The organism is Microbispora sp. H10885 (assembly GCF_014161415.1).
GTDB classification, from domain to species: domain Bacteria; phylum Actinomycetota; class Actinomycetes; order Streptosporangiales; family Streptosporangiaceae; genus Microbispora; species Microbispora triticiradicis.
The window spans coordinates 42,013-66,357 of the sequence record NZ_JABBWY010000008.1 but is presented as its reverse complement, the minus strand read 5'-3'; the positions used below and the strand labels follow the sequence as shown (position 1 = coordinate 66,357).

26 protein-coding genes and 1 pseudogene are annotated in these 24,345 nt (G+C 71.2%); 9 read left to right on the top strand and 18 right to left on the bottom strand.

The annotated features are described in order from the left end of the window. Positions 1-49: 49 nt before the first annotated feature. The 4 genes from HHX37_RS21720 to lhgO form a co-directional block, all read right to left on the bottom strand. A complete protein-coding gene (locus tag HHX37_RS21720) occupies positions 50-595 on the bottom strand; it encodes a hypothetical protein (protein WP_182883571.1) in 546 nt (181 codons plus the stop codon). Continuing rightward, positions 592-1,686 carry a helix-turn-helix domain-containing protein gene (locus HHX37_RS21715; protein ID WP_182886548.1) on the bottom strand — a complete coding sequence of 365 codons (1,095 nt, stop codon included), beginning with the start codon at positions 1,684-1,686 and terminating at the stop codon, positions 592-594. The genes HHX37_RS21720 and HHX37_RS21715 overlap by 4 nt, the downstream gene beginning before the upstream one ends. A 78-nt stretch (positions 1,687-1,764) precedes the next feature. After that, on the bottom strand, positions 1,765-2,487 hold the full coding sequence (locus HHX37_RS21710; RefSeq protein WP_117408355.1) for a response regulator transcription factor: 723 nt from the start codon (positions 2,485-2,487) through the stop codon (positions 1,765-1,767). 18 nt (positions 2,488-2,505) lie between these two features. Beyond that, positions 2,506-3,690: an L-2-hydroxyglutarate oxidase gene (gene lhgO / locus HHX37_RS21705; RefSeq protein ID WP_182886547.1), complete on the bottom strand. Its 1,185-nt coding sequence runs from the start codon at positions 3,688-3,690 to the stop codon at positions 2,506-2,508. A 90-nt stretch (positions 3,691-3,780) separates the two neighbouring features. On the opposite strand from lhgO, the gene HHX37_RS21700 reads away from it, so the two are divergent. Further along, the gene (locus HHX37_RS21700; RefSeq protein WP_117408357.1) at positions 3,781-4,143 is read left to right on the top strand and encodes a hypothetical protein; all 363 of its coding nucleotides are present in this window, start codon (positions 3,781-3,783) and stop codon (positions 4,141-4,143) included. A 53-nt stretch (positions 4,144-4,196) separates the two neighbouring features. Continuing rightward, the gene (locus tag HHX37_RS21695) at positions 4,197-4,631 is read left to right on the top strand and encodes a CBS domain-containing protein (protein WP_182877770.1); all 435 of its coding nucleotides are present in this window, start codon (positions 4,197-4,199) and stop codon (positions 4,629-4,631) included. A gap of 125 nt (positions 4,632-4,756) precedes the next feature. Here the strand turns inward: HHX37_RS21695 and HHX37_RS21690 are convergent, their stop codons facing one another. Continuing rightward, complete coding sequence (locus tag HHX37_RS21690; protein WP_259406652.1) at positions 4,757-5,836, bottom strand: hypothetical protein; 1,080 nt, start codon at positions 5,834-5,836, stop codon at positions 4,757-4,759. Positions 5,837-5,928: 92 nt separating this feature from the next. After that, complete coding sequence (locus tag HHX37_RS21685; protein ID WP_182877768.1) at positions 5,929-7,038, bottom strand: epoxide hydrolase family protein; 1,110 nt, start codon at positions 7,036-7,038, stop codon at positions 5,929-5,931. Between the two features lie 62 nt (positions 7,039-7,100). Here HHX37_RS21685 and HHX37_RS21680 point away from each other — a divergent pair. Beyond that, positions 7,101-8,051: pseudogene (locus tag HHX37_RS21680) on the top strand (helix-turn-helix transcriptional regulator); the annotation flags it as partial. Between the two features lie 6 nt (positions 8,052-8,057). Here HHX37_RS21680 and HHX37_RS21675 read toward each other — a convergent pair. The 3 genes from HHX37_RS21675 to HHX37_RS21665 all read right to left on the bottom strand — a co-directional run bounded on the left by HHX37_RS21675 (position 8,058) and on the right by HHX37_RS21665 (position 10,718). Continuing rightward, the gene (locus HHX37_RS21675; RefSeq protein ID WP_182886546.1) at positions 8,058-8,810 is read right to left on the bottom strand and encodes an SDR family NAD(P)-dependent oxidoreductase; all 753 of its coding nucleotides are present in this window, start codon (positions 8,808-8,810) and stop codon (positions 8,058-8,060) included. 116 nt (positions 8,811-8,926) lie between these two features. Then, positions 8,927-9,508, bottom strand: coding sequence for a TetR/AcrR family transcriptional regulator (locus tag HHX37_RS21670; protein WP_182886545.1), 582 nt, complete (start codon positions 9,506-9,508; stop codon positions 8,927-8,929). Positions 9,509-9,545: 37 nt separating this feature from the next. Next, positions 9,546-10,718 carry an FAD-dependent monooxygenase gene (locus HHX37_RS21665; RefSeq protein WP_182883577.1) on the bottom strand — a complete coding sequence of 391 codons (1,173 nt, stop codon included), beginning with the start codon at positions 10,716-10,718 and terminating at the stop codon, positions 9,546-9,548. A gap of 52 nt (positions 10,719-10,770) precedes the next feature. On the opposite strand from HHX37_RS21665, the gene HHX37_RS21660 reads away from it, so the two are divergent. Continuing rightward, positions 10,771-11,340 carry a PadR family transcriptional regulator gene (locus HHX37_RS21660; RefSeq protein ID WP_259406651.1) on the top strand — a complete coding sequence of 190 codons (570 nt, stop codon included), beginning with the start codon at positions 10,771-10,773 and terminating at the stop codon, positions 11,338-11,340. A 39-nt stretch (positions 11,341-11,379) separates the two neighbouring features. Here HHX37_RS21660 and HHX37_RS21655 read toward each other — a convergent pair whose 3' ends face one another. Next, complete coding sequence (locus tag HHX37_RS21655; protein ID WP_182886544.1) at positions 11,380-13,761, bottom strand: vWA domain-containing protein; 2,382 nt, start codon at positions 13,759-13,761, stop codon at positions 11,380-11,382. A 62-nt stretch (positions 13,762-13,823) separates the two neighbouring features. Then, a complete protein-coding gene (locus tag HHX37_RS21650; RefSeq protein WP_182877763.1) occupies positions 13,824-14,045 on the bottom strand; it encodes a hypothetical protein in 222 nt (73 codons plus the stop codon). A gap of 549 nt (positions 14,046-14,594) precedes the next feature. Between HHX37_RS21650 and HHX37_RS21645 the strand changes: the two genes are divergently transcribed. Continuing rightward, the gene (locus tag HHX37_RS21645; protein WP_182883579.1) at positions 14,595-15,563 is read left to right on the top strand and encodes an aldo/keto reductase; all 969 of its coding nucleotides are present in this window, start codon (positions 14,595-14,597) and stop codon (positions 15,561-15,563) included. Positions 15,564-15,675: 112 nt separating this feature from the next. Here HHX37_RS21645 and thpR read toward each other — a convergent pair whose 3' ends face one another. The 5 genes from thpR to HHX37_RS21620 all read right to left on the bottom strand — a co-directional run bounded on the left by thpR (position 15,676) and on the right by HHX37_RS21620 (position 19,029). Then, a complete protein-coding gene (gene thpR, locus HHX37_RS21640) occupies positions 15,676-16,248 on the bottom strand; it encodes an RNA 2',3'-cyclic phosphodiesterase (protein WP_111697531.1) in 573 nt (190 codons plus the stop codon). Then, positions 16,211-17,464: an MFS transporter gene (locus tag HHX37_RS21635; protein ID WP_182883580.1), complete on the bottom strand. Its 1,254-nt coding sequence runs from the start codon at positions 17,462-17,464 to the stop codon at positions 16,211-16,213. The genes thpR and HHX37_RS21635 overlap by 38 nt, the downstream gene beginning before the upstream one ends. Before the next feature lie 5 nt (positions 17,465-17,469). Beyond that, positions 17,470-17,913, bottom strand: coding sequence for a MarR family winged helix-turn-helix transcriptional regulator (locus HHX37_RS21630; protein ID WP_111697529.1), 444 nt, complete (start codon positions 17,911-17,913; stop codon positions 17,470-17,472). Positions 17,914-18,117: 204 nt separating this feature from the next. Continuing rightward, positions 18,118-18,543, bottom strand: coding sequence for a VOC family protein (locus tag HHX37_RS21625; protein ID WP_182883581.1), 426 nt, complete (start codon positions 18,541-18,543; stop codon positions 18,118-18,120). A 9-nt stretch (positions 18,544-18,552) separates the two neighbouring features. Then, on the bottom strand, positions 18,553-19,029 hold the full coding sequence (locus HHX37_RS21620) for an AraC family transcriptional regulator (RefSeq protein ID WP_310740469.1): 477 nt from the start codon (positions 19,027-19,029) through the stop codon (positions 18,553-18,555). Between HHX37_RS21620 and HHX37_RS21615 the strand changes: the two genes are divergently transcribed. Both HHX37_RS21615 and HHX37_RS21610 read left to right on the top strand, forming a co-directional pair. Then, positions 18,959-19,414, top strand: a complete 456-nt coding sequence (locus HHX37_RS21615; RefSeq protein ID WP_259406650.1) for a TetR/AcrR family transcriptional regulator C-terminal domain-containing protein — start codon at positions 18,959-18,961, stop codon at positions 19,412-19,414. The two genes, HHX37_RS21620 and HHX37_RS21615, sit on opposite strands and share 71 nt — an antisense overlap. Positions 19,415-19,442: 28 nt before the next feature. Then, entirely contained in the window at positions 19,443-19,913 is a 471-nt protein-coding gene (locus HHX37_RS21610; protein ID WP_182886542.1) for a hypothetical protein, read from the top strand. A 60-nt stretch (positions 19,914-19,973) separates the two neighbouring features. Here the strand turns inward: HHX37_RS21610 and HHX37_RS21605 are convergent, their stop codons facing one another. Next, positions 19,974-21,485, bottom strand: a complete 1,512-nt coding sequence (locus HHX37_RS21605; RefSeq protein ID WP_117410025.1) for an NCS2 family permease — start codon at positions 21,483-21,485, stop codon at positions 19,974-19,976. A 94-nt stretch (positions 21,486-21,579) separates the two neighbouring features. Here HHX37_RS21605 and HHX37_RS21600 point away from each other — a divergent pair, with 94 nt between their 5' ends. Then, a complete protein-coding gene (locus HHX37_RS21600; protein WP_244302147.1) occupies positions 21,580-21,840 on the top strand; it encodes a DUF2530 domain-containing protein in 261 nt (86 codons plus the stop codon). A gap of 14 nt (positions 21,841-21,854) precedes the next feature. On the opposite strand, the gene HHX37_RS37830 is transcribed toward HHX37_RS21600, so the two are convergent. Next, entirely contained in the window at positions 21,855-22,982 is a 1,128-nt protein-coding gene (locus HHX37_RS37830; protein WP_182886541.1) for a TetR/AcrR family transcriptional regulator C-terminal domain-containing protein, read from the bottom strand. 153 nt (positions 22,983-23,135) lie between these two features. Here HHX37_RS37830 and HHX37_RS21590 point away from each other — a divergent pair, with 153 nt between their 5' ends. Continuing rightward, positions 23,136-24,341, top strand: a complete 1,206-nt coding sequence (locus HHX37_RS21590; protein WP_182886540.1) for an FAD-dependent monooxygenase — start codon at positions 23,136-23,138, stop codon at positions 24,339-24,341. Positions 24,342-24,345: the final 4 nt, after the last annotated feature.

Genomic DNA, 24,345 nt, shown 5'->3' with positions numbered 1-24,345 from the left:
CCAGGGACCCAGCGCCATGTTCATGAAACTAAGCGGCCCGGCCCTGGACTCACCTGTTCATGATGCGGCGAACATAGGTTCCGTAGGTCGAACCGGAACACGGCAGGCGCATCCCGGTCGCGATCAAGGCATCCACGATGTTCCCGGCAGCCACCTCGTTGAGCTTCCCGTCCCTTTCGGCACGAGCGAGAAGCCAGATCGTGCCATGGACTTCCAGGCCATGTGCCCTTCCCACCCTTACAGCTTCCCGATCGTCGGTTATGGCGATCCCACGAGCCAGTTCAGCCGCTGAGAACACGCTCGCTTCGCCCAGATTGCGGTCCGAGGATCCAATGCGTTGCACCCATTTCGCGAAACAGCTGATCTCCTCCAAGGAGTCCAGCCTCGCGATGTTGAGCCAATCCGTGTCCAGCACGGCCTGAAGGGCCGGGTGATCCTCTACTCCTGCACGGATCTCCTCCCGCACCACATGAGTGGTCAGACAGGTGATACCGGCCAGGAGATCGCGTAACACGTCCAGGCGTTCGGCGCGGGCGAAGTGGTTGAGACACATCGCGTCGAACACGAAGACGGGGGCGGGCTGGGTCTGGCTCACATATCGGGTTCCGCGTCATCAGGCAGCGGAAGATCGGCTGCGACGATCTGACCACGCATCAGCTCGACGGCACGAGAAGCCGTGATGAGCGACCTCTTGAAGCATTCCACCACCACATGCGCGTAACTCGGGGGCACCCGGACCGTTTCGAGGTCGGGTTGCGGTGCCCACCCGACCGCTTCCATCAATTCCGCCCGAGTCGGATTCCTTCTGCGCATCTCTCTCGCAGCGTTCCCGTCGATGATTCCAGATTCGACGGCTTGCCGGATGGTCAACGACCAGGAGGTTCTGAAGCGCGCGGCGAGGCTCACCAGGTCTTCACGCCTCACCACTTCGCTCCGACGAACAGCGGCGAATACCTCGACCGGAATCAACAGCTCCGCGGCGAAGGCGTCGATCACCGCCTCTCGATCGTCACGGGAAACGTGGACGCCTATGTCAGTGGAGTACTCGTCCCCGACGATCAGGTGCCCCAGTTCATGAGCCGCGGTCGCGCGGCGGCGCCCGGGGTCGCCCTGCCTGCTGACGACCGCAACAGCCAGATCGTCCTCAACCAGTGAGGCCCCCTCGCCCGGCACTTCGACCACCGCGACCAGTTGCCCCAGCCGCTCGCACACGCTCATGAGCGAGTCGATGGGGCCACGTCCGAGGTCGAGCCGATCCCTCACCCACAGCGCCGCTCGCCGAGCGTCCGACGCGTCCTGGATCGCTACCGGATATCGCTCTATCCCTGAAGGAGAGAAGCCTCCTACATCGATCATTTGACGGATATCGGCCAGCCATGCGGAAAGCGCCACTTCCAGGCGGTAGGACTGCCGCGCCGCGTCCGTAAGCGTGTCGTCGGCCAGTTCCGCACGACGAGACACGACCAGCGGTGCCGGAGCGAGGAAATAGGTCAAAGGCACCTTGAGCACCGAGGACAGCTTGGCGAGTTCTAGCGCGTCTACTCGGCGTACCCCCCGTTCGATTTTTGCGATCATCGTCCGGTCGAGCCGGAGCGCCGCCGCGAGTTGCTCCTGCGACATGTCGGCCGCCAAGCGGCACTCGCGTACGCGCTCACCTATGTCCGCCCACTCACCAGGCTCTTTCATAGTGCGATAATCGCACGACTGCCCGGAAGGCGCGATGGTCCACGCCTGATCCTTGGCAATTGTTGCCCCCGCTACGGCTCAGGGCCGGGTGGGTGGGGTGCGCATGACGTAACCGACGCCGCGCAGCGTGTGGATGAGCCGGGGATGGGCCCTGGACTCGGCGTTGTCGAGCTTGCGGCGCAGCACCGAGACGTACGACTCGACGATCCCGGCGTCGCCGCGGAAGTCGTAGTCCCACACGTGGTCGAGGATCTGCGCCTTGGACAGCACCCGGCCGGCGTTGACCATGAAGTAACGCAGCAGCTTGAACTCCGTGGGCGACAGCGACACGACATGGCCGCCGCGCCAGACCTCGTGGGACTCCTCGTCCAGTTCGATGTCGGCGAAGGTCAGCCGCGGCGGGACCGGCAGCGGGTCTCCGGCGGCGCGGCGCAGCACGGCCCGGATGCGGGCGACGACCTCCTCCAGGCTGAACGGCTTGGTCACGTAGTCGTCGCCGCCGAGCGTCAGCCCTCGGATCTTGTCCTCGGTCGCGTCCCGCGCCGTGAGGAAGACGACGGGAGTGTGGGTGCCGCCGCCGCGGAGCCTCCGTACGATGTCGAACCCGTCCATGTCGGGCAGCATGACGTCGAGCACGATCAGGTCCGGGCGGTGCCGGTAGGCCGCGGCGACCGCCGCGCCGCCGTCGGAGGCGGTGTGGACCTCGAACCCGGCGTAGCGCAGGCTGGCCGCGAGCAGTTCGAGGATGTTCGGCTCGTCCTCGACGATCAGCAGCCGGGCTTCGGAAGTTTCAGCGACCATGGCGCCAGAACTCTAGACCTAGGAGGTTAAGGGAACCGTTAAGGCGATGTGCCGCGCGATGGCCAGGCTGCTCGTGGCGGCCGGCGACGGCGCGTTGCGCACCAGCACGATCCGCCCGCGCACGTCGATCGCGAAGTCGTCCAGGAGCCGGCCGTCCCTGGTCACCGCCTGGGCCCGCACGCCGGATCCGGTGCGGACGAGATCGGCCGAGGTCAGCGCGGGCACGTACCGCCGGACGGCGGCGGTGAACGCCCGCTTGACCAGTGAGCCGTACACCTCGCGCACGCCGGTCCGCCAGTGCTCGGCCGCCATCTTCCCGGTGCCCGGCCAGGACAGGATGCCGCGCAGGTCGCGCAGCGAGGCGCGGCGCCACGAGTAGCCCTCCAGGGCGAGCGCCGGGACGGCGTTGGGCCCGGCCAGAACCTCCCCGTCGATCCGGCGGGTCAGGTGGACGCCGAGGAAGGGGTAGCGGGGGTCCGGCACGGGATAGATCAGCCCGCGTACGAGGCCCGCGGCCGGTCCGGCGAGCCGGTAGTACTCCCCCCGGAAGGGGACGATGCGCACGTCGCCGCCGGCCCCCGCCAGATCCGCCACGCGGTCGGTGCCGAGACCGGCGCAGGAGATCAGCCGGTCGAAGGCGAACCTCTCCCGCCCCGCCGCCACGAGCACGCCGTCCGTGGTCTGCCGGATCGCGCGTACGGGATGCGAGAGCCGTACGGACCCGCCGGCCTCGGCCACGTCGGCGGCGAGGCGGCGCGCGACGGCCGCGAAGTCGGTGATCGCGGTGTGCGGCGAGTGGACGGCGGCGACCCCGGCCGCGTACGGCTCGATCTCCCGCAGGCCGATCGCGTCGAGTTCGGCGACGCCGGGCACGCCGTTCTCCCTGGCCCGCTCGGCGATGCGGCGCAGCCCCGGCAGTTCGGCCCGGGTCGAGGCGACCACGAGCTTGCCCGCCTCCTCGTACGGCAGGCCGTGCTCGGCGCAGTACTCGCGCAGCATCGCGACGCCCTCCCGGCAGAGCGTGGCCTTTAGCGAGCCGGGCTGGTAGTAGATCCCGGCGTGCACGACCCCGCTGTTGTGCCCGGTCTGGTGGGCCGCGACGCGGGACTCCTTCTCCAGCACGGTCACCTCGGCGCCCTCGCGCGCCATCCGCCGCGCCACGGCCAGGCCGAGGATGCCGGCACCGACGATCCCGATTCTCATGACGCCAAGGTTGTCGACAGCATGTGGGTCATTGTCTCGCGACCAGAGCCGCCACGTCGTGATCGAACCTCTGTTCGGTATGCTTGCGGGGTGTACGTGCCACCCGGCTGGCCGCCGGAGGTCCGCCCGCCGGGCAGCCCCGACTGGGAGACGTCGGCCGTGTCGTGGCTGCTCGACGCCGTGCCGCCGGACTACCGCGCGTACGGCGTGCTGCGCCGGTATCCGCTCGCGCTCGCCCGGATGGCCCGGCAGCAGGTGGGCGCCTCGATCCAGGCGGCCAGGGAGGGATACCGCGGCGCCGCCGTCGATCTCAAGGAGCACCTGCCGCCGCACGCGGTCGCCTCCGTCCTGGACGCTTACCGGCGGGAGGGGCCCCGCCTCGTACGGCTGGCCGAGTCGATCACGCTCGTGGAGCGCGCGCTGCGCGGGGAGCACTTCCTACCCCGACTGTGAATCACGGATATAACGGGGCATAACCCCCCAAAAGAGGGAATCGGGGGTTAGCCATGACCACAGAGGGAGTGAACAAGACCGCGGGCCAGGTCATGCACGAGGGCGCCGAGTGCGTCGGCGAGCACGAGAGCCTGCGCAGGGCCGCGGAGATGATGCGGGACATGAACGTCGGCGCGCTCCCCATCTGCGGGGACGACGACCGGCTCAAGGGCATCATCACCGACCGCGACATCGTCATCAAGTGCGTCGCGGAGGGCAAGGACCTCGACCAGACCACGGCGAGCGAGCTCGCCCGCGGCCTGGTCTGGGTGGACGCCGGCGCCAGCGTCGAGGAGGCCCTCGTGAAGATGGAGGAGCACCAGATCAAGCGGATGCCGGTGATCGAGAACCATCGCATCGTCGGGATGATCAGCGAGGCCGACCTCGCCAAGGAACTGCCCGACAGCAAACTCGCCGAGTTCGTCCACCGCCTGTACGCGCACGGCTGAGGCCGTGGCGCCGGGAGTCCGGCGAGTTCCGCCCGGGGCCGCGCGCGGCCGGGCGTGATCCGCCGGAGCTCCCCCGAGGGGCCGGGCGCCGTCGGCGCCCGGCCCCTCGGTCTGCGGGAACGGCCTCAGCGGCCCGTGCGGTAGGCGAGGAACCCGATGGCCCCGATCGCTCCCAGGGCGACCGCCGCCCATAACACCGGCATCGGCACGCCCAGCCCGCCGTTCCCCTCGGCCTCCTCGCCCCGCGCGGCCACCGCACGCGGCCTCGCGGAGGCCCGGACCCGGCTCGGGGAGGGGCTGGGCCGTGCGACGGCGGGCAGAGCCACCCGGTAGACCGGGCTCCTCTCGCCCTCGCTCCCGGTCAGCAGGGCCATGCCGTCGCCGGTGTACGCGATCGACTCCGCCTGATCGAGCGGCGGCATCGCGACGCCCGTGAGCGGTTTCCCGGGCGCGCGGTAGACGGACGCCGAGAAGTACGTGCGGACGACGAAGCTCGACCCGTCGGGGGCGTACGCCGCGTCGGTGGCCATGAGGGGCGCGTCGCCGACCCGCCGCAGGACGTTCACCCGGTCGGTACGGAGCTTCGCGGGGGCGGCGTAGACGCTCCCGGAGAACTCCTTGCTGACGACGTAGAGCCGGCCGGTGCGGGGGTTGACCATCAGCCCTTCGGCGTTGCGGGGACCGTCGGCGTAGCGGAAGCGGTACCGGACGGCCCGCAGCGTCGCGTCCGCCATCGTCCGGGGCTCGACGACCTTGTAGACGGACACGTCCGGCCAGCCGTTCTTCCCGCCGTCCGCGAGGTTGTCCCCGATGTCGCCGATCCACAGCACCCCGCGGCCGGTGGCGGGATCGACGGAGGCCGCGATGGCCTCCCAGTCCCTGGCCTCGGCGTTCCCGATCGTGAAGGTGGCGCGGGTGCGGCCGTCCGGGCCGACCGCGAAGACCTGCGCCAGGTGGCCGCTGTCGTTGTGGGTGTAGACGATGCCCTTGTGGGTGGGCGAGACGGCCAGGCCGCTCGACTCGGTGATGCGCTCGTCCCGGAACCGGAACAGCAGGCGCTCCCCGTCGTCGGCCCGCGCCGCCGTGCCCGGCAGCGCCGTTTCCGTCAGCACGGTGCCCGGCAGCGCCACGCCCGCGGCCGCGAGGAGCGCCAGGACGGCCCGCGGAATCCATCTCGTCCGCGTCCGCCCCGTTGCTCGCCCCATGTGGTCATCATTCCCGATGCCCGCTCCGCGTGCGGCGACCGGCATTCCCCCGCACGCCCCGGATCAGGTCAAGAACCCGGATATGCGCCGCTTCATCGCAGGGCGTCGTAGAAGTCGCGCAGGTCGGCGGCGAGCACGTCCGGCCGCAGGTGGGCGGCGTAGTGGCCGCCCTCGCCGTAGGACCTCCAGTGGACGATGTTCTTGTGGTCGCGCTCGGCGAAGGTGCGCATGGACACGAAGTCGCCCTCGAACATCGCCAGGCCGAGCGGGACCGTCGTCGGCTCCTTCGGGTGCTCGGCGTGCGCGTCCTCGTAGTAGAACCGGGTCGCCGAGGTGGCGGTGCCGGTCGCCCAGTAGAGCATCGTGTTGGTCAGGATGAAGTCGTCGTCGACGTCCTCACCGAACAACTGGGCGTTCCAGCCGAGCAGCCCGGCCGGCGAGTCGAAGAGCCCGTACGACAGCGTCTGCGGCTGCTGCGAGTGGACCATGTTGAACGACATCTTGTTCTCGTAGAACCACTGCAGCACCTCCAGGCCCCGCCGCTCCTCGTCGCTGAGATTGGCCATCTCCGCCGGGTCGCCGGAGGGGAAGGAGAAGATCTGCGTGACGTGGACGCCGACGACGTGCCCGGGATCCACCCGGCCGACCTCGGGCGAGACGAACGACCCGCCGTCGTTGCCCGCCGCGCCGTACCGGTCGTAGCCGAGCCGGCGCATGAGCTCCGCCCAGGCCCGCGCCGTACGGTAGCGGTTCCAGCCCTTCTCCCTCGTCGGGCCGGAGAAGCCGAAGCCGGGCAGCGAGGGGATCACGAGGTGGAACGCCCGCGCCGGGTCCTCGGGGTTCGTCAGCGGCTCGACGACCTTCAGATACTCCGCGATCGAGCCCGGCCAGCCGTGCGTGAGGATCAGCGGGAGGGCGTTCTCGTGCGGCGACCGGACGTGCAGGAAGTGGATGTTCTGCCCGTCGATCTCGGTGGTGAACTGGGGATACCGGTTGATCTCGGCCTCGTGGGCCCGCCAGTCGTACCCGTCGCGCCAATAGTCGGCCAGCCGCTTCACGTACTCGACCGGCACGCCGTAGTCCCATCCCGCGCCGGGGATCTCGTCGGGCCAGCGGGTCCGGGCGAGCCGGTCCTTCAGGTCGTCCAGGTCGGCCTGCGGGACGTCGATGCGGAAGGGAGTGATCTGCGTGTTCTCGCTCATGAGGAAGACGTTACGGACCCTTCCGGACAGGTTCTGTCCGGAAGTGCCGTCAGACTGAGAACATGTTGGAAACCTCGGCGCGGCTGCTGCGCCTGTTGTCGTTGCTCCAGGCCAGACGCGACTGGCCCGGTGCGGCCCTGGCCGACCGGCTCGGCGTGAGCGAGCGGACGGTGCGCCGCGACGTCGACCGGCTGCGCGAGCTCGGCTATCCGGTGGAGTCCACCCGGGGGACGGACGGCGGCTACCGGCTGGTCGCCGGGACCGCCATGCCGCCCCTGCTCCTGGACGACGACGAGGCGGTGGCCGCGGCGATCGGGCTCCGGGCCGCCGCCGGCGTGGCGGGCGTCGAGGAGGCGGCCGAGCGCGCCGCCGCCAAGCTCGAACAGGTGCTGCCCTCGCGCCTGCGCCGCCGGGTCGGAGCCCTGCAGACGCACAGCGAGCCGGTGCCGCCGGACCGGCCTGGCCCGGCGATCGATCCCGCCGTGCTGGGCGTCCTGGCGGCGGCCTGCCGCGACCGCGAGCGGCTGCGCTTCGACTACCGGGCGCACGACGGCTCCTCCGGCGTCCGGATCGTGGAGCCGTACCGGCTCGTCTCCTGGGGCCGCCGCTGGTATCTGGTGGCCTGGGACACCGGCCGGGACGACTGGCGCACGTTCCGGGTGGACCGCGTCGCGCCGCGCACGCCCACCGGCCCCCGCTTCCCGCCCCGGGACCCGCCCGAGGGCGGCGCGGCGGCGTACGTCGCGCGGGGCGTGTCGGCGGCGGCCTGGCGGCACCACGCCCGGGTGCTCGTCCACGCCCCCGCCGAGGTGGTCGCCCAGCGGATCAACCCCGCCGTCGGCGTCGTGGAGGACGTCGACGGCCGCACCTGCGTGCTGGTCACGGGCGCGGACACCCCGAACACCCTCGCCGTCCACCTCGGCCTGCTCGACCTCGACTTCGAGGTCACCGGCCCGCCGGAACTGGTCGACCACCTGCGCACCCTGACCGTCCGGTACGCCCGCGCCGTCGCGGGGCGGTCACGCCGAGGCGCCGCCGTCGATCACCAGGTCGAGCCCCACGGCGAAGCCGGCGTCGTCGGAGGCGAGCCAGAGCACGGTCCCGGTGAGCTCGTCGAGGCCGCCGACCCGGCCGATCGGCAGCACGTCCGCCAGCCGGGCCGCCCGGTCGGCCGCTGACTCGCCGGGCCGCAGGGACATCGCCGTGTCCAGCGGCCCCGGGCTGACCGCGTTGATCCTGATGCCCGCCCGGATCTCCTCCAGCGCCGCCGTACGGGTGAGCGCGCTGACGGCGGCCTTGGACGCGGCGTACGCGCCGAGACCGGCGATACGGACGTGGGCCCCGATGTTCGAGGCGACGTTCACGATCACTCCGGATCCCTGCGCGCGCATCGCGGCGATCTCGTGCTTCATGGCGAGGAAGACGCCCGTCGTGTTGACGTGGAGGACCCGCGCCCAGTCCTCCTCCGGCATGTCCGCGACGGCGCCTCCCGCGAAGATCCCGGCGTTGTTGACCGCGACGTCGAGCCGGCCGAACCGGGTGACGATCTCCCGGACGAGCCCGGCCACGTCGGACGAGTCGGTCACGTCGGCCGTGATCGCGGCGGCCCGGCCGCCCTCGGCCTCGATGAGCTTGACGGTCTGCTCCAGTGCCTCCCGCCCCCGGGACGCCGCCACGACGACGGCGCCCTCCCGGGCGAACCCCCGGGCGACCGCCCTGCCCGCCCCGGAACCCGCTCCGGTGACCAGCACCACCCTGTCCGCGAACCTCATCCGCACTCCTTGGTCGGTCGACGCGGCGGCGATCAGCCGCGGCCGCAATGAAACTGGAACGAACGGTCAAAAATAGACACATGACGAACCCTCCCGCCGACAGGTCGGCCGGGAGGTCAGCGCAGCAGCGTGAGCGCCTGGGCGGCGGCGTCGCGGAGGCGGGCGGGTCCTCCCTCGCCCTTCCCCATCACCCGCAGCCCCTGCAGGAAGATGAGCAGGAACCGCGCCAGCGCCCGGGGGTCGGCCTCCGCGGAGATCTCCCCCTGGGCCCGGGCGCGGATCAGCGCCGAGGTCAGCGCCGTCTCCAGGCCGGTCCAGCTGGCCTCGACGAACCGGGCGACGGGCTGGTCGTCCGGCAGCAGCCCGGCCGCGGCGTTCACGATCATGCAGCCGCGCCGGTCGCGGTCGCCGATCGCGTCCTCGGTGTACAGCTCGACCAGGGCGCGTACGGCCGGCAGCGCGGGACCGGGCTGGGACAGCAACTCCACGAGGTTCGGGTCGCGGGTCTGGACGTACCGCTCCAGGGCCTTCAGGTAGAGGTCGTGCTTGCCACCGAAGGTGGCGTACAGGCTGGCGCGGCCGATGCCGAGATGCTCGACCAGGTCGGCCATCGACGTGGCCTCGTATCCGCGCCGCCAGAACAGGTCGAGCGCCCGTTCGAGCACCGTGTCGGGGTCGAACTCCTTGGTCCTGGCCATGACCCCGACCCTAGGCCATTCGAGAACGATCAGTCAATTAAACGGCGACGCGGTCGTCCCAGGCGATGCGGTGGTCGTGCAGCCAGGCCAGGGCGTCGCGCTTCTCGACCTGCCGCAGTACCACCGGGAGGAACAGGTCGCGGACGAAGGCCCCGGCGACGCCCGGCGCCTTGCCGTCACCGTTGCGCTTGCCGTGCGCCACGACCCGCTCGACCCGCTCGCGCCGCAGCCGCTCGAAGGCGGCGAACGCGTCCGCGGTGTCCGGCACGTCGCGCAGGCACTTCCCGAGCACCACCGCGTCCTCGACGGCCATCGACGCGCCCTGTCCCGAGGACGGCGAGGTGGCGTGGGCGGCATCTCCGACGATCACCATGCGATCGGTGAACCACTTCGGCACGGTCGGGAAGTCGTAGGTGTTCCAGCCGGGCAGGATGTGCGGCGTCGCGGCGATGATCTCCCGCATCGGCCCGGCGTCGCCCTCGAACAGGTCCAAGAGCCTGGCCCGCCACTGCTCCGGGGTGATCGCGGCAAGCTCCTCCGGCGTGGGCTCCCTGCGACTCGGCGGATTGGCGAACCACCACACCTGCCCCTCCGGATGGATCAGGTAGCCGAAGAAGCACCGCCTGCCGAAGACGAAGTAGGACACTCCCGGCCGGCCCGGCACTCGCACTCCCTCCGCGAAGCCGCCCGTGTTCAGCAGCCCGACGTACCGGGCGCGCGGGGCGCCGGGATCGATGAGGGCGCGGGTGCGCGAACGCAGCCCGTCGGCACCCACCAGCAGGTCGCCCTCGGCCCCGCTTCCGTCGGCGAAGATCGCGCGGACACCGTCGCCGGCGACCTCCGCGTCCACCAGCCGTCTGCCGTAGTGGACCCGCACGCCCCGCCGTACGGCCTCGTCGCGCAGCGCCTGGTAGAGATCGGCACGCTTCAGCGTGCGGCTCGGCTGCCGCACGGTGGCCAGCCGCCTGCCACGGGCGTTGCGCATCTCCATCACCGGCGAGTCCATGCCGAGGTCGCGGACGAGGTCGTGCAGGTCGAGCAGCCGCAGGGCCTCAAGGCCGTTGACCGCCAGCGTGAGGAAGGCGCCGACCCCGTCGGCTCCCCGGTCGTACGCCTCGAAGACCTCGGCGTCGAGGCCCGCGCGCCGCAGTGCCATGGCCGTGACGGGACCCGCGATCCCGCCGCCGATGATGATGGCTTTCTTGGTCATGTTATGACTATACATATTATGACTATAGTCCGGCAAGAATACGATGGAGCCCATGCCCACGCGCCGCTCTCCACTGGCCATGGCGCTGTTGTCGCTGGTCTGCGAGGCGCCGATGCACGCGTACCGGATGCAGCAGTTGATCAAGGAGCGGCACAAGGACGACGTGGTCAACGTCGCGCAGCGCAACAGCGTCTACCAGACGATCGAGCGCCTGCTCCGCGACGGGCTCCTGGCCGTACGTGAGACGGAGCGCGAGGAGAACCGGCCGGAACGCACCGTCTACGAGGCCACCGAGACCGGCCGGGAGACGCTGCGGCAGTGGATGCGCGCCATGCTGTCCACCCCGGCCCGGGAGTTCCCCGAATTCCCCGCCGCGCTCGCCTTCCTGCCCGTGATACCGCCCCAGGAGGCGCTGGCGGCGCTGCGGCAGCGGATCGCCGCGCTGGAGGCCCGGCTGTCCGCGCTCGACACCGAGATCGCGGGCCTCCGGACCTTCATCGCCCCGCTGTTCCTCGTGGAGGGCGAGTACCAGCGGGCCCAGATCGCGGCCGAGCTCGACTTCGTCCGCGGCCTCGCCAACGATCTCGGCGAGGGCCGCCTCGACTGGGACTACCGCATCTGACGAGGACGAGGCCGCGGCCGGTCGCGCCCGGTGACCGCCTCAGAAGTTCGAGATGACGTGGGTCAGCACCCCCGCGATCGAGCCGGGGTCGCTCGCCTCGTACGCGCGGGCGTGGGTGGCCTCGGCGATCTGCCGCAGCGCGCCGGTGTCGGCCTTGCCGCCGTAGGCGATGGTGAACACGCGTACGGGCCGGCGGGGGTCGCCGATGCCGCGCTTGAGCTCCTCGAGCGTGGGACCGCCGGTGGTCTCGTTGCGGCCGTCCGTCAGCACGACGACGGCGTTGATGGCGTCGCGGTCGTAGTGGTCGCGCAGTGACTTCACGGCCTCGCCGATGGTGCGGTAGAGCGCGGTGGCCGCTTCGGGGTGAAGGGCCCTGATGTCGGCTTCGAGGTGCTCGCGGTGGGTCCTGCCGTCGGCGGCCCGGGCCCGCATCTCGACCACGTCGTCGTCGACGACGCGCCTGCTGGAGAAGTGCCACAGCCCGACCCGGTCGCGGCCGGTGAACCCGTCCAGCAGGGGACCGTGCGCCTCCTTGACCAGGTCGAGCTTGCTCGGCTCGCCGGGCGCCCGATTGGGATCGTCCTTGGCGTTCCAGTTCATCGAACCGGAGGTGTCGATCAGCACCAGCACGTTGGCCGGCTTCCTGAGCTGCCGCCAGACCGTCAGGAGCCGGTCCACGAAGTCGGCGGGGGGCGCGCTGAGCGTCTTGGGCAGGGGGTCGGGCAGGGCGCCGTTCTCCTGGGTGATGTTCGCGGTGAGCTCGTGGGACGGGCCGCGGAACCCCAGCTCGGCGAAGCGGTCCCGGGCGGGCTTCGACGTGGTGAGGAAGTGGAGGAAGTCGGCGGCGACGGCGCGCCGCTCGTCGGGCAGTCCGTTCAGCGGGATGTAGGGGTGATCGGAGTAGATCGTGCCGACGCCGCTGCCGTCGGTGGGATAGAAGGCGACGAGCTTGACGTGAGGCGGGGTCCTCTTCGCGCAGCCGGGCTCGTCCGACCGGCTGCCGCAGGGATAACCCTCGTTGTAGGCGACGACGCTGTTCTCCTCGACGGTGACCGCGGAGATGTAGTCGGTCGAGTGCCCGGCGTCGTCGGCGCGGCGCAGGTTGGCGAGGAAGGTCAGGGTCGTGTCACCGTAGTGGACCACGGCTTTCTCGATGGCCCGCACCTTCTCCTGGTTCCCGCGGTCGGTGAGGTCGCTCGGGACCAGCTCCCCGATGGTGCCGGTCCGCGTATAGAACGCGGCCACGGTGGCGTTCAGGCCGGAGGTGGAGTACTCGGGGTTGGTCTTGCCGAGCGTCAGCCGGCCGTCCTCGGCCATCGTGGCCAGCTTGTTCCAGCCGATCCTCTCGCCGGGCCAGCCCTGGCGGCGGGCGATCGGCTCGGGCATGGCGATGGTCAGCGGGCTGGTGACGATCGAAGGGCCCGCGCGCTCCGGCAGCAGGTTCAGCGCGTCCTTCCCGGCGGCCCGCTGACGGGCGATCTGCAGCCATACCTGCGCGGCGGGCGCCCACACGTCCGGGCGCGGGCCGTCGGTCACGGGATTCCACCCTCGGGCCAGCGCCCGCATGGCGATGCCCGAGTCGACGCTGTCCACCGCGACGGTAACGCAGCCGCCGTGGCTGGAGCGTGGCCCGTAAACCTGCGCGAGGTCCCGGAGGATCGCGGACTTGTCGGTCGAGGAGGCGATCCGCAGCTGCGCGGTGGGCCGCCGGCAGGCCGCGAGCGCGGAGTCCTGGGACGCGGGGCTCCGCGACGCGGGGCCGCCGCCGTCCGCCCGAAGGCTGATGACGGTGACGGCGGCCACCACCACGACCAGCCCGGCCGCGAGGCCCGCCGTCCACCGGATCCGCGCCGCCCGGCCGCCGCGCGATCCGCCACCTCCGGACCCTGACCCGCCCGGCCCGGAGCCGCCCGGCCCGGAGCCGCCCGTTCCCGATCCGTCCGAGCCGGAGCCGCTCGGCGAGGCCGACGCGGAGTCGTCTTCCCCAGTGGAGGCGCCGCCCTCTCCCTGCCCGCCCGGCCGTACGGAGCCGGAGTCGTCGCCCTCCTCGGTGGAGGCGGCGGGAGGGGTCCAGGAGGCGAGGAGGTCCTGCGCGGTTCCCACCTGTTGTGCGGCGAACTGCTCCGGCAGGCTCGTGGTGCCCAGCTCGACGAACGCCTCCGCGAACCGCCGGAGCTCGTCCGCCCCCTCGCCGGACTTCTCCGCGAGGTCGCGCAGCCGCTCCCACGGCCCGGTGTCCTCGACGCCGTGGATCGCGAGGTATGCCCTCATGGGCCCCAGCGACGGCAGTTCCTTCCCGTTGGTCAGCCTGGAGACCCTGCTCTTGTCGTAGTTGATGAGGCGGCCGATCTCCTCCAGGGTCCGGTGGCCGTCGTGCCCCCGCGGGGGACGCAGCACGAACAGGGCCCACGCGAGCGCCATGAGCGGGCCCCTGTGCGGGTCGAGGTCGGGAGCCGGACGCCCCCGCCCTGCCTGCCCCGGACTCATCGCGCGTCCCGGCCCGGAAGCAGGGGTCCGAACACCTGGCGGATGACGTGCCCGGCGGTGAGGCCGGTGCCCACCACCACGGCCAGTGTGGTCGGCAGGTCGTAACCCGCCACCAGCAGGACGACCACCACGACCTGGATCACGACGAACACGCCCGCCCGCCAGTTCGGCGATACGGCGGCAGACTCCCGTACGTCGTTGTGCTGTGCCTTGCTCACGACGAACTCCTCCGGTCCGGACTGCGCTGCGGTGGGCCGCGGGACGTGTACGACGGCCGGGAGCTGCAACTCCCGGCCGGGCCCGGCGGCTGCCTCAAGAGTGGGCCACGCCGCCACCGCACACGAGCAGTAAATCGTCAAAAGCAACATGTAGCGGGCGGTTCGCAATATCAGTGGGTCCGTCCACCGGCACTTCCCCGCGCGGCGGGCCTGCGGCCAACGCCGTGCGCGGCACCTCGCCGCGACGGCCGCCCGTCTTCCGGAGTCGCCGCAGGTCAGAGGGGAGGCGAATTGTTGCACTCCCTGCCGCGCAACAAAGCGCGGACCACATTCCACGGGGGCTGGACGACACTGGTGACCGATCCCGTCATGCCGGGATCGGTCACCGCGGAGGTCCTCTGGTCCGGACGCCGCGACGCCGGGGCCGGTCCGCCGCTGCAACGGAGGGCCGGCCCTCCACCCCCTCCGGCAACAATTCCCGCCGCCGCGCCGAGCGCGGACATGCCGGCACTCGACTGGAGTCCACTCCAGGTTCCTAGGGTGGAGGGCATGGAATACGGACATCTCGGCCGCACCGGCCTGCTGGTCAGCAAGCTCTGCCTGGGGACCATGAACTTCGGTCCGCAGACCACGGAGGACGACTCCTTCGCGATCATGGATCGCGCGCACGAGCTCGGGATCAACTTCTTCGACACGGCCAACGTCTACGGCTGGAAGAAGGGCGAGGGGATCACCGAGAACATCATCGGCCGCTGGTTCGCCCAGGGCGGGGGCCGCCGCGAGAAGACGGTCATCGCCACCAAGCTGTACGGCTCGATGGGCGACTGGCCGAACGAGGAGAAGCTGTCGGCGCTGAACATCCGGCGGGCCGCGGAGGCCTCGCTGCGCCGGATGCAGACCGACTACATCGACGTCTACCAGGCCCACCACATCGACCGGGACACCCCGTTCGAGGAGTTCTGGGAGGCCATGGACATCCTCAAGCAGCAGGGCAAGATCCTGTACGTCGGCTCGTCGAACTTCGCGGGCTGGCACATCGCCAAGGCGCAGGAGTCGGCCCGCCGTCGCGGCTCGCTCGGCCTGGTCAGCGAGCAGTCCCACTACAACCTGCTCGTCCGCGCCCCCGAGCTGGAGGTCATCCCGGCCTGTGCGGACTACGGCCTCGGCCTGATCCCGTGGAGCCCGCTGGCGGGCGGCCTGCTCGGCGGCATCCTCCGTAAGATCGACAAGGGGCGGTCCGCGGACGACCGCATCGTCGCGCAGCTCGACAGGCACCGCGACAAGATCGAGGCGTACGAGGCGTTCTGCGACGAGCTCGGCGAGGACCCGGCCAACGTGGGGCTGGCCTGGTTGCTGCACCAGCGGGCGGTCACCGCGCCGATCATCGGTCCCCGTACGGTCGAGCAGCTCGACGGGACGCTGCGGGCGCTGGAGATCAAGCTGGACGACAAGGCGCTCGCCCGGCTCGACGAGATCTTCCCCGGCTTCCGGACCGCCCCGGAGGAGTACGCCTGGTGATCGGGCCCGTGATCAGGCGTTGTTGAGCAGCGCTCCGACGACCACGATGAGCACGAGCAGCGCGAGCACCGTGGGCAGCAGCCAGCGTCGAGGACGATCCACGTCATGGAGCCTAGCCGCGCACCGCCAATGCGTACGCCTCGACCTGTTCGTACCGCACGGTCGCGCCGGTGTGGCTGCGTACGAGGTGGACCGACGTCGCCTCCCAGCGCCGCCCGCCGAAGGCGCCCAGCGCGCCGCCGACCAGGGGGCGCAGGTCGTCGCCGTGGCCTGAGCGGGCTCTGGAGCGGGCCAGGGTGAGATGGGGATGGAACCGCTTGCGGTCCGTCTCCTCCGCCCCGGCCCGCCGCGCGCCGGCCGCCACCGACTGGGCCAGTCTCGTCAGTGCCGGGCCGGCGTCGAGGCCCAGCCAGAAGATCCGGCCCCGGGCCGGGGAGGGGAAGGCTCCGGCGCCGCCGAACGACACCGTCTGCGCGGGGTGCCGGGCCGCCGCCCGGGCCAGCCGTACGCGCAGCTCGGGCAGGACCTCGTCGGGCACCTCGCCGAGGAAGGCCACGGTCACGTGCCACAGGGCGGGATCGACCCAGCGCAGCTCCGGCCACCCGGCCCGTACGGGCTCGACCGCCGTGGCGATCTCCGCCAGCGCCTCAGGCGGCGGCAGCAGCGCCACGAACAATCTGCTCACGCGTCGATTCTTCCCCGCGCTCCACGCGCGCCGCGACCATGCGGGTGACCAGCACGGCCAGGCAGACCCCGCACATGCTCAGCGCGCCCGCGGCGGCGACCGCGAGGCGGGGACCGGTCACCTCGGCGAGCCAGCCCACCAGCGGCGCTCCGATCGGGGCTCCCCCGGTGAAGACCAGCACGTAGATGCCCATCACCCGGCCGCGCATCTCGGGCGACGCGCCGAGCTGCACGATCGTGTTCGCGGTCGTGTTCACGGTGATCATCGCCATTCCCGCCGGGACCAGCAGCAGCAGGAAGGCCGGATAACCGGGGGCGAGCCCGGAGGCGATCTGGAACAGTCCGAAGCACAGCGCGCCGGCGATCAGGAACCGGCGGCTCGGCTTGACCCGCCGGGCGGCCAGCAGCGCGCCGCCGAACGCCCCGACGGCGAACGCGCTGGACGCGATGCCGAACGAGGACGCCCCCGCGCCGAACACCTGCTTGGCCATCAGCGCGATGCTCGTCGAGAAGCTCTGCGCGAAGATCGCCATGAACGCCACCATCAGCAGCGGCAGCAACAGGTCGGGCCGGCCGCCGACGTACCGCAGGCCCTCCCGCAACTGTCCCTTGCCCCGCGGCACCGGCTCCGGCGTGCGCAGCTCGGAGGACCGCATCAGCGCGAGCCCGGTGATCACGGCGGCGAACGACACGGCGTTCAGCACGAAGATCGGGCCGGTGCCCATCCAGTAGATCAGCAGCCCGGCCAGCGCCGGGCCGACGACCCGCGCGAGGTTGAAGGTCGAACTGTTCAGCGCGATCGCGTTGGGCAGGTCGCGCCTGCCCACCATCTCGACCACGAACGACTGCCGCGTCGGCACCTCGACGCAGGACACCAGACCGAGCGTGAACGCCATGGCGTACACGTGCCAGACCTGGGCCGTCCCGGTGAGGACCAGCGCGCCCATGGTGAGCGCGAGCAGGCCCATGAGCGTCTGGGCGGCCATGAGCACCCTGCGCTTGGGATACCGGTCGGCGATCACCCCGCCGAACATCCCGAACAGCATCGTGGGCAGGAACTGCAGCGCGACGGTCACGCCGAGGGCCGAGCCGCTGTTGTGGGCGAGGTCGAGGACGAGCCAGTCCTGGGCGGTGCGCTGCATCCAGGTGCCGACGTTGGAGACGACCCCACCGGCGGCGAACAGCCGGTAGTTGTGGTTCCGCAGCGAGCGGAACATGCCGCCTACATCGTCGACAGCTTCTCCAGGATCGGCGCCGCCGCGCGCAGTGCCGCCCTCTCCTCCGGCGTCAGGTCCTTGAGCCGCTGCGCCAGCCAGGCTTCCTTCGTCCGGCGCTCCTCCTTGAGCAGCGCCGCCCCCTGCGGCGTCACGCTGACCGTCACCTGCCGGCGGTCGGTCGGATGCGGGGTGCGTTCCAGCAGGCCCCGGGCCTCCAGCTTGGCGATCACGCGGGTCATCGAGGGCGGCTGCACCTTCTCGTGCTCCGCGAGCTCGCCGGGGGTCATCGCGGTGTGGCGCTCGACGGCGACGAGCGTCGCGAGCTGTGTGGGTGTCAGTGAGTGGTGCGCGGCCTGCTTGCGCATCCTCCGCGTCAGCCGCGCGAGGGACACGCGCAGGGCGGACGCGAGAGCGGCGTCGCTGCGCAAGTTCTGGGCGTTCGTTAGCATGAGTTCATTACCTTTGCTAACTATATGCCGCATGTCGTCATTCCTCCAAACGGTCCCCATCTGGGGTGATGCTCGTGGACCGACCGTACCGGCCCGGAACCGATGTTGATCACGGAGCCGGCCAGGGAGGACGCAGTCTGTCAGCTGACGGAGAGGCCCGGCCCCCGCATCGGGGACCGGGCCTCTCCACGAACCGTTCCGCCGTCAGGCGAAGTCCCCCGGCGAGAACTGCTTCGGCTCCACGAGGACGAGCCAGTTGCCCTGGTTGTCCCGCATGACGGCCTCGACCCCGTACGGCCGCTCCGCCGGCTCCTGCAGGAACGTCACCCCCTTGGCGGTGAGCTCCTCGTAGGTCTTCCGGCAGTCGTCCACGGCGAGCCCCAGGCCGCCGGCCTGCCCCTTGTCGAGTTGCCTGCGGTGGAAGTCGGCGCCCTCCTCGTCCAGCGGAGGCCCCGGCTTCATCAGGGTGATCTCCAGCTCCGGACGATCGGGAAGGCCGACGGTCAGCCAGCGATATCCGTCGAGCGTGACATCGGTCCTCGTGACGAAGCCGAGGACGTCCACGTAGAAGTCGCGGGCCTCGTCCTGATCCTTGCAGTAGACGGTGACCAGAGAGACGTTCGTAATCATGCGTAGACGCTACTGCCGCCCCGCTGACCTGGGCTTCTCCAAAATTGCAGAGTCGGAGACGCGGTGCGCTCCGAGGTCGAGCACGCCTGACATGAACAGGTAGCAGCCGGGGACGCGGGGGCCGCCGCGCGCCGCCCACCTGTCGCGGTACTCGCTCGGGCTCTCCCCCACCAGCCGCCGGAACTTGGCCGAGAACGACCCGAGACTGGTGAACCCGACCGCCATGCAGATCTCGGTGACCGTCAGGTTGGCCCCGCGCAGCAGGTCCTGCGCGCGCTCCAGCCTGCGCCGGGTGAGATAACGCATCGGCGTCTCGCCGTACACCGCCTCGAAACAGCGGACGAAGTAGAACTTGGAGATCCCGGCGACCGCGGCGAGCCCGCCGAGATCGAGATCGCTCCGGTAGTCGCGGTCGATGCGGTCGCGGGCCAGGCGCAGCCGAGGCACCAGGTCCGCCGGCACCGCCCCGCCTCCTCTGCGCGCCACGTCACGACACTACCGTCCCCGGCGTCTTGCACCGCCGGGCGGCGGGTGGCGCGACCTGCTCGCGGACGTGGCCCAGGGGCTTCGCCGGGCACTGCGGGCCCACCCCGGCGCGGCCGCCGTCGTCGCCGTACGGCACGCGTCTCCGCAGGTGTTCGAGCGGGCCGTCCCGACGGTGCTGGCCGCCATGAACGCGGGCCTGCGGGTGACCGACGAGGAGGCGCTGTATCTCGTGCAGTCCCTCTACATCCTCGTGACCGGCCACGCCCTCGCCGAGTTCGGCGACACCCCCGAGCCGCCGGCCGCGCCCACCGCGTACTACGACGCCTGGTTCGACATCGCCGTCTCGACCTTCCTCGCGGGCGTCGAGGCGCGCTACGGCGCCTGACCCCCCGGCCGCACGGAAAGGAAGCCCCATGGTGTCCATCGCGCTCGTCCTGCTGATCCTGGCCGACGCCTACTTCGTTCTCACCACGCTCGTGGACCTGTTCCCGTTCAACAACGTGCGGGAGGCGAGGCGGTCGGAGAAAGCCACCGAGGTGGCGATCAACGCACCGGTCATGGCGCTCCCGGCCGTGCTTCTCGCCTGGGCGGCCGGCGCCGGGCTGCCCGCCCTGGCGTACGCCGGCGGGACGCTGGAACTGCTCGCCGTCCTCAACGGCCTCATGCTGTGGTGGCTTCCCTACCTGGCCGCGGTGACGGTCCCCTGGGCGACGGCGGGCACCGGGGAGAGCTGGGCCGCGTTGCACGCCCGGACCTACGCGAAGACCGTCGTCGTGCTGCCGCGCCGGGGCGACCGTCCGCGCCCCAACCTGGAGCACATGATCCTCCACGCGCTCATGCTCGCGGCCGCGATCTGCACGTTCGCGGCCGCCCGTACGCTCTGAGACGCGAAGAGGCCGCCGCGGCCGGAGGGCCGCGGCGGCCTCTGGGGACCGGACCGGCGCTCAGCTCAGACCGAGCAGGTCCTTGAGGGGCTCCAGCGCGAAGTACACGACGAACAACGCCCCGACCAGCCACAGCAGGGGGTGGATCTCCTTCGCCCTGCCGCGGAAGACCTTGATCACGATGTAGCTCACGAAGCCCGCGCCGATTCCGGCGGTGATCGAGTACGTGAACGGCATGAGCACGATGGTCAGGAAGGCGGGGATCGCGGTCTCGAAGTCGCTGAAGTCGATCTCCTTGACCTGCGTCATCATCAGGAAGCCGACGACCACGAGAGCCGGGGTCGCCGCCTCGAACGGCACGATCTCCGTCAGCGGGGCGAAGAACATGGCCAGCAGGAAGAGCACGCCGGTGACGATGCTCGCCAGGCCCGTGCGCGCGCCCTCGCCGACACCGGCCGCCGACTCGATGTAGGTGGTGTTGGACGAGACGCTCGCCGCGCCGCCGGCCGCCGCCGCGAGCGAGTCGACCAGCAGGATCTCCCGGGTGCGCTCGACCGTCCCGTCCTCCCGGACGAGGTTCGCCTGCCGGCCCACGCCGACGATGGTGCCCATGGTGTCGAAGAAGTCGGCGAGCATGAGCGTGAAGACGAACATCACCGCCGCCAGTCCGCCGATCTTGGCGAAGCCGCCGAACAGGCTGAACTGTCCGAGCAGCGACAGGTCGGGCACCTCGATGAACGTGGCCGGCCAGGCGGGCACGTTGAGCGACCAGCCGTCGGGGTTGGCCGGCTGGCCCGGGGCCACCTGCGGCCCGATCTTGCCGATTGCCTCCACGATCATGGCCAGCACGGTGGTGCCGATGATGCCGATCAGGATGGCGCCCTTGACCCTGCGGGCGACGAGGAAGGCCGTCACGAGCAGGCCGACGACGAACACAAGGGTCGGCCATCCGGTCAGCGAGCCGTTGCCCAGGGCGCCGAGCTTGACCGGGACGGTGGTGCCGCCCGCGTCGGGCATCCGCCGCACGAACCCGGCGTCCACGAAGCCGATCAGCGCGATGAACAACCCGATGCCGACGCTGATCGCGGTCTTGAGCTGCGCCGGGATCGCGTGGAACACCGCCACTCTGAAGCCCGTCACCACGAGGATCGCGATGACGACGCCTTCGAGCACCACCAGGCCCATCGCGTCCTCCCACGACATCTGACTTGCGATGCCGAAGGCGAGGAAGGCGTTCAGGCCGAGCCCGGTGGCCAGGGCGAACGGCACCCGGCCGAAGACGCCCATCAGGATCGTGAGGATGCCCGCCGCGAACGCGGTGGCCGCCGCGACCAACGGGATGTTGGGGTTGGCGCCGTCACCGAGGAACTGACCCGTCTTGTCGGCGACGGTGCCGATGATGAGCGGGTTGAGCACCACGATGTAGGCCATCGTGAAGAATGTGGCGAAGCCGCCGCGGACCTCCTGGCCGACGGTGGAACCACGGGCTGAGATGGAAAAGTATCGATCGAGGAAATTAGGGGTATTCATGGGGTTCGTTTTCACGCGCGCAGAGTCGCAGGCCCCTAGCATCGGCGGGAAGAGCCAGGGGAGCAGCGTTGTCCTTTCGTGACGGGTTTGTCATAAAAATACCCGGTCGCCGTCATGCCCTTCTAAGCTGGCCCACGTGAGCGAACGCCGGCCGGACCCCACGCCCCTCAGAACCCGGGACACCCTGACGATCCTGACCGGAACGGTGTTGTGGGCGGTCGCCCTGGTCGTGGTGCTGCTGGTCGTACGGCCGGCCGACACGCGGCTCGTCTGGACCTGCGTGGCCGGCGTCGGTCTCGGCCTGTTCGGCCTCCTGTACGTCCGCCGCCGCGACGCCCGCGTACGTGACACCACCCCCGCCTCCGGCCTGTCCGGATCGGAGCCGCACAGTCCCTGACCCGGCGGCTCCGCTCAGGGGGTGTCGGTGAGGAGCATCGAGATGCCGTCGAGGAGGCGCTGCAGGCCGAACTCGAACAGCGCGTCGATGTCGAAGTCGTAACCGCTCGCGCTGAGGGACTCGAACATCGGCAGCCTGCGGCCCGCCATGATCGCCTTGAAGGCGGGCTCCTGGGCGTCCATCCACTCGTCGACGTTCATCCCGGTGAGCTCCTCGGCCTCCGCCTCCACCTCCAGGTTGATCGCCGTACCCCGGACGTGGTTGAACACGGTGATGTACGCGGTGAACACCGTCTCCAGGTCGAGACCGTGACCGTCGAGAGCGGTGAGCATCCACTCGCTGAAGGGCAGCGCGGCGGCGATCGGCTGGGGCCGCGTCACCGACATGGCCGGCGCGAGCCACGGATGGCGGCGGAACGTCGCCCACAGCAGGCGCGCGGCCAGTTCGATCCGGCCTCTCCAGTCGCGGGGCGGTTCGTCCGGGAACCGCATCCGGGCGAAGATCTCCTCCATCATCCGCAGCACCAGGGCGTCCTTGTCCGCGACATGGCGGTAGAGCGACATCGTCGCCACCCCCAGCTCGGCGGCCACGCGGCGCATCGAGACCGCCCCGAGCCCCTCCGCGTCGGCGACCGCGATGGCCGCCGAGGTGATCCGCGCCGGTGTGAGCGCACCGTCCGGGGCGCCCCGGCGCCGGGAACGGACCGGCGCGCCCGGCCGCCCGCCGGAGGACTCCCCCGCGCCCGCCGCACGCGGCGGCACGCCCGGTTCGGCACGGGCCTCACGTGCGGGCACGGCGGAACCCCGGCCACCGGCGGCACCCTGCGACCCGGAACCCTGCGACCCGGCGGAAAGCGGTCCATCGCCGGTGGCATTCCCCTGCGGCGAAACGGCGGGGGACGGCCGGCTCCCGGTGCGGACGCCGGTGTCGACGACCGTGCCGACGCCGGGCACGGCGCGGACGAGTCCCTCCCGGCGAAGCTCGGTGAGCACCTTCGTCGCGGTCGCCATCGCGACGCCCCATCGCCGGATGATCTCCCGGGTGGACGGCACCCGGTCGCCCGGCCTGAGCTCACCCGTCTCGATCCGCCTCCGCAGCTCGGCGGCGATCTCCTGGTAGCGCCCCGCGCCCGAACCGTCCACGCCCACCTCCGCACTAGTGCGCCACTCTAGCCCAGCACGCTGCGAGGACGGCCCCACGCCGCTCCGGACCTGCCCTTATGCACTAGTGCGGCGCTATTGTTTACCGAGCTTAACGCCTTGCGTGCACTATGCGTACGCCGTACAGTTCAACGTATGCAGAACACCGACATCCTCGTCTCCGGCGGCGGCGTCGCCGGGCCCGCACTGGCGTACTGGCTGGGCCGCGCGGGTTTCACCGTCACGGTCGTCGAGCGCGCGCCCGCCCCCCGCCCGGGTGGCCAGACCGTGGACCTGCGCGGCGCGGGCCGCACCGTGGCCGCCCGGATGGGCCTGCTCGACCGGGCGCGGGAGGTCGCCGTGGACCAGCGCGGCGTCGCCCTGGTCGACGGGAAGGGCCGCTTCACCGCCACCCTCCCGGTCGACGCCTTCGGCGGCGAGGGAATCGTCTCCGAGATCGAGATCCTCCGCGGCGACCTGGCCGACCTCCTCTACCAGGCGTCCCTCCCCGGCACCGAGTATCTGTTCGACGACACCGTCACCGCCCTGCGGCAGGACGACGACGGGGTGACCGTCACCTTCGAGAAGTCCCCGCCGCGCCGGTTCGGGCTGGTCGTCGGCGCGGACGGGCCCCATTCGGCCGTACGCGCGCTGGCCTTCGGCCCGGAGGCGGAGTTCGTCCGCCCGCTCGGGCTCTACACCTCGTGGTTCACCACCACGCTGCCGATGGACCTCGGCGGCTGGTACCAGATGTACAACGCCCCGGGCGGCCTGGTCGTCTCGGCGCGGCCGGGACGCCTGCCCGGGGAGATCAAGGCCGGCCTGAGCTTCCGGTCAGGGCCGATCGCCTACGACCGCCGCGACGTCGCCGCGCAGAAGCAGATCGTCGCCGACCGCTTCGCGGGCGCCGGATGGGAGACCCCGCGCCTGCTGGCGGCGATGGCCGACGCGTCCGACTTCTTCTTCGACCCCATGGGACAGGTGCGTCTCGATCGGTGGTCGCGCGGCCGGGTGGCGCTGCTCGGCGACGCGGGTTACTGCGCCACGCCGCTGACCGGCCTCGGCACCAGCCTCGCGCTGGTCGGGGCGTACGTCCTGGCCGGCGAACTGGCCGCGGCCGGCGACCACCGGGCCGCGCTGCGCGGCTACGAACGCGTCATGCGGCCCTACGTGACGGAGGCGCAGAAACTGCCGCCCGGCGGCGCCGGCGGCTTCGCGCCGTCCACCGCGCTCGCGATCCGGCTGCGGGCCGCCTCGATGCGGTCCATGACCCGCTGGCCGATGCGCGGCATCCTGGCCGCCCAGTTCGCCAAGGCCGGGAACATCGCCCTGCCCGACTACCCCCTCCCGGCGGTGCGGTGAGGGG

What these genes read in the sequence shown, in the direction of transcription:
- HHX37_RS21710 (WP_117408355.1), bottom strand. Translation starts at nt 2,487, where the DNA reads ATGGTCGCTGAAACTTCCGAAGCCCGGCTGCTGATCGTCGAGGACGAG.
- HHX37_RS21670 (WP_182886545.1), bottom strand. Translation starts at nt 9,508, where the DNA reads ATGGCCAGGACCAAGGAGTTCGACCCCGACACGGTGCTCGAACGGGCG.
- HHX37_RS21690 (WP_259406652.1), bottom strand. Translation starts at nt 5,836, where the DNA reads ATGGGGCGAGCAACGGGGCGGACGCGGACGAGATGGATTCCGCGGGCC.
- HHX37_RS21610 (WP_182886542.1), top strand. Translation starts at nt 19,443, where the DNA reads ATGGTGTCCATCGCGCTCGTCCTGCTGATCCTGGCCGACGCCTACTTC.
- HHX37_RS21605 (WP_117410025.1), bottom strand. Translation starts at nt 21,485, where the DNA reads ATGCTAGGGGCCTGCGACTCTGCGCGCGTGAAAACGAACCCCATGAAT.
- HHX37_RS21660 (WP_259406651.1), top strand. Translation starts at nt 10,771, where the DNA reads ATGCCCACGCGCCGCTCTCCACTGGCCATGGCGCTGTTGTCGCTGGTC.
- HHX37_RS21665 (WP_182883577.1), bottom strand. Translation starts at nt 10,718, where the DNA reads ATGACCAAGAAAGCCATCATCATCGGCGGCGGGATCGCGGGTCCCGTC.
- HHX37_RS21675 (WP_182886546.1), bottom strand. Translation starts at nt 8,810, where the DNA reads ATGAGGTTCGCGGACAGGGTGGTGCTGGTCACCGGAGCGGGTTCCGGG.
- HHX37_RS21695 (WP_182877770.1), top strand. Translation starts at nt 4,197, where the DNA reads ATGACCACAGAGGGAGTGAACAAGACCGCGGGCCAGGTCATGCACGAG.
- HHX37_RS21625 (WP_182883581.1), bottom strand. Translation starts at nt 18,543, where the DNA reads ATGATTACGAACGTCTCTCTGGTCACCGTCTACTGCAAGGATCAGGAC.
- HHX37_RS21685 (WP_182877768.1), bottom strand. Translation starts at nt 7,038, where the DNA reads ATGAGCGAGAACACGCAGATCACTCCCTTCCGCATCGACGTCCCGCAG.
- HHX37_RS21655 (WP_182886544.1), bottom strand. Translation starts at nt 13,761, where the DNA reads ATGGCGCTCGCGTGGGCCCTGTTCGTGCTGCGTCCCCCGCGGGGGCAC.
- HHX37_RS21715 (WP_182886548.1), bottom strand. Translation starts at nt 1,686, where the DNA reads ATGAAAGAGCCTGGTGAGTGGGCGGACATAGGTGAGCGCGTACGCGAG.
- HHX37_RS21645 (WP_182883579.1), top strand. Translation starts at nt 14,595, where the DNA reads ATGGAATACGGACATCTCGGCCGCACCGGCCTGCTGGTCAGCAAGCTC.
- HHX37_RS21590 (WP_182886540.1), top strand. Translation starts at nt 23,136, where the DNA reads ATGCAGAACACCGACATCCTCGTCTCCGGCGGCGGCGTCGCCGGGCCC.
- lhgO (WP_182886547.1), bottom strand. Translation starts at nt 3,690, where the DNA reads ATGAGAATCGGGATCGTCGGTGCCGGCATCCTCGGCCTGGCCGTGGCG.
- HHX37_RS21635 (WP_182883580.1), bottom strand. Translation starts at nt 17,464, where the DNA reads ATGTTCCGCTCGCTGCGGAACCACAACTACCGGCTGTTCGCCGCCGGT.
- HHX37_RS21630 (WP_111697529.1), bottom strand. Translation starts at nt 17,913, where the DNA reads ATGCTAACGAACGCCCAGAACTTGCGCAGCGACGCCGCTCTCGCGTCC.
- HHX37_RS21615 (WP_259406650.1), top strand. Translation starts at nt 18,959, where the DNA reads ATGCGGTCGCGGGCCAGGCGCAGCCGAGGCACCAGGTCCGCCGGCACC.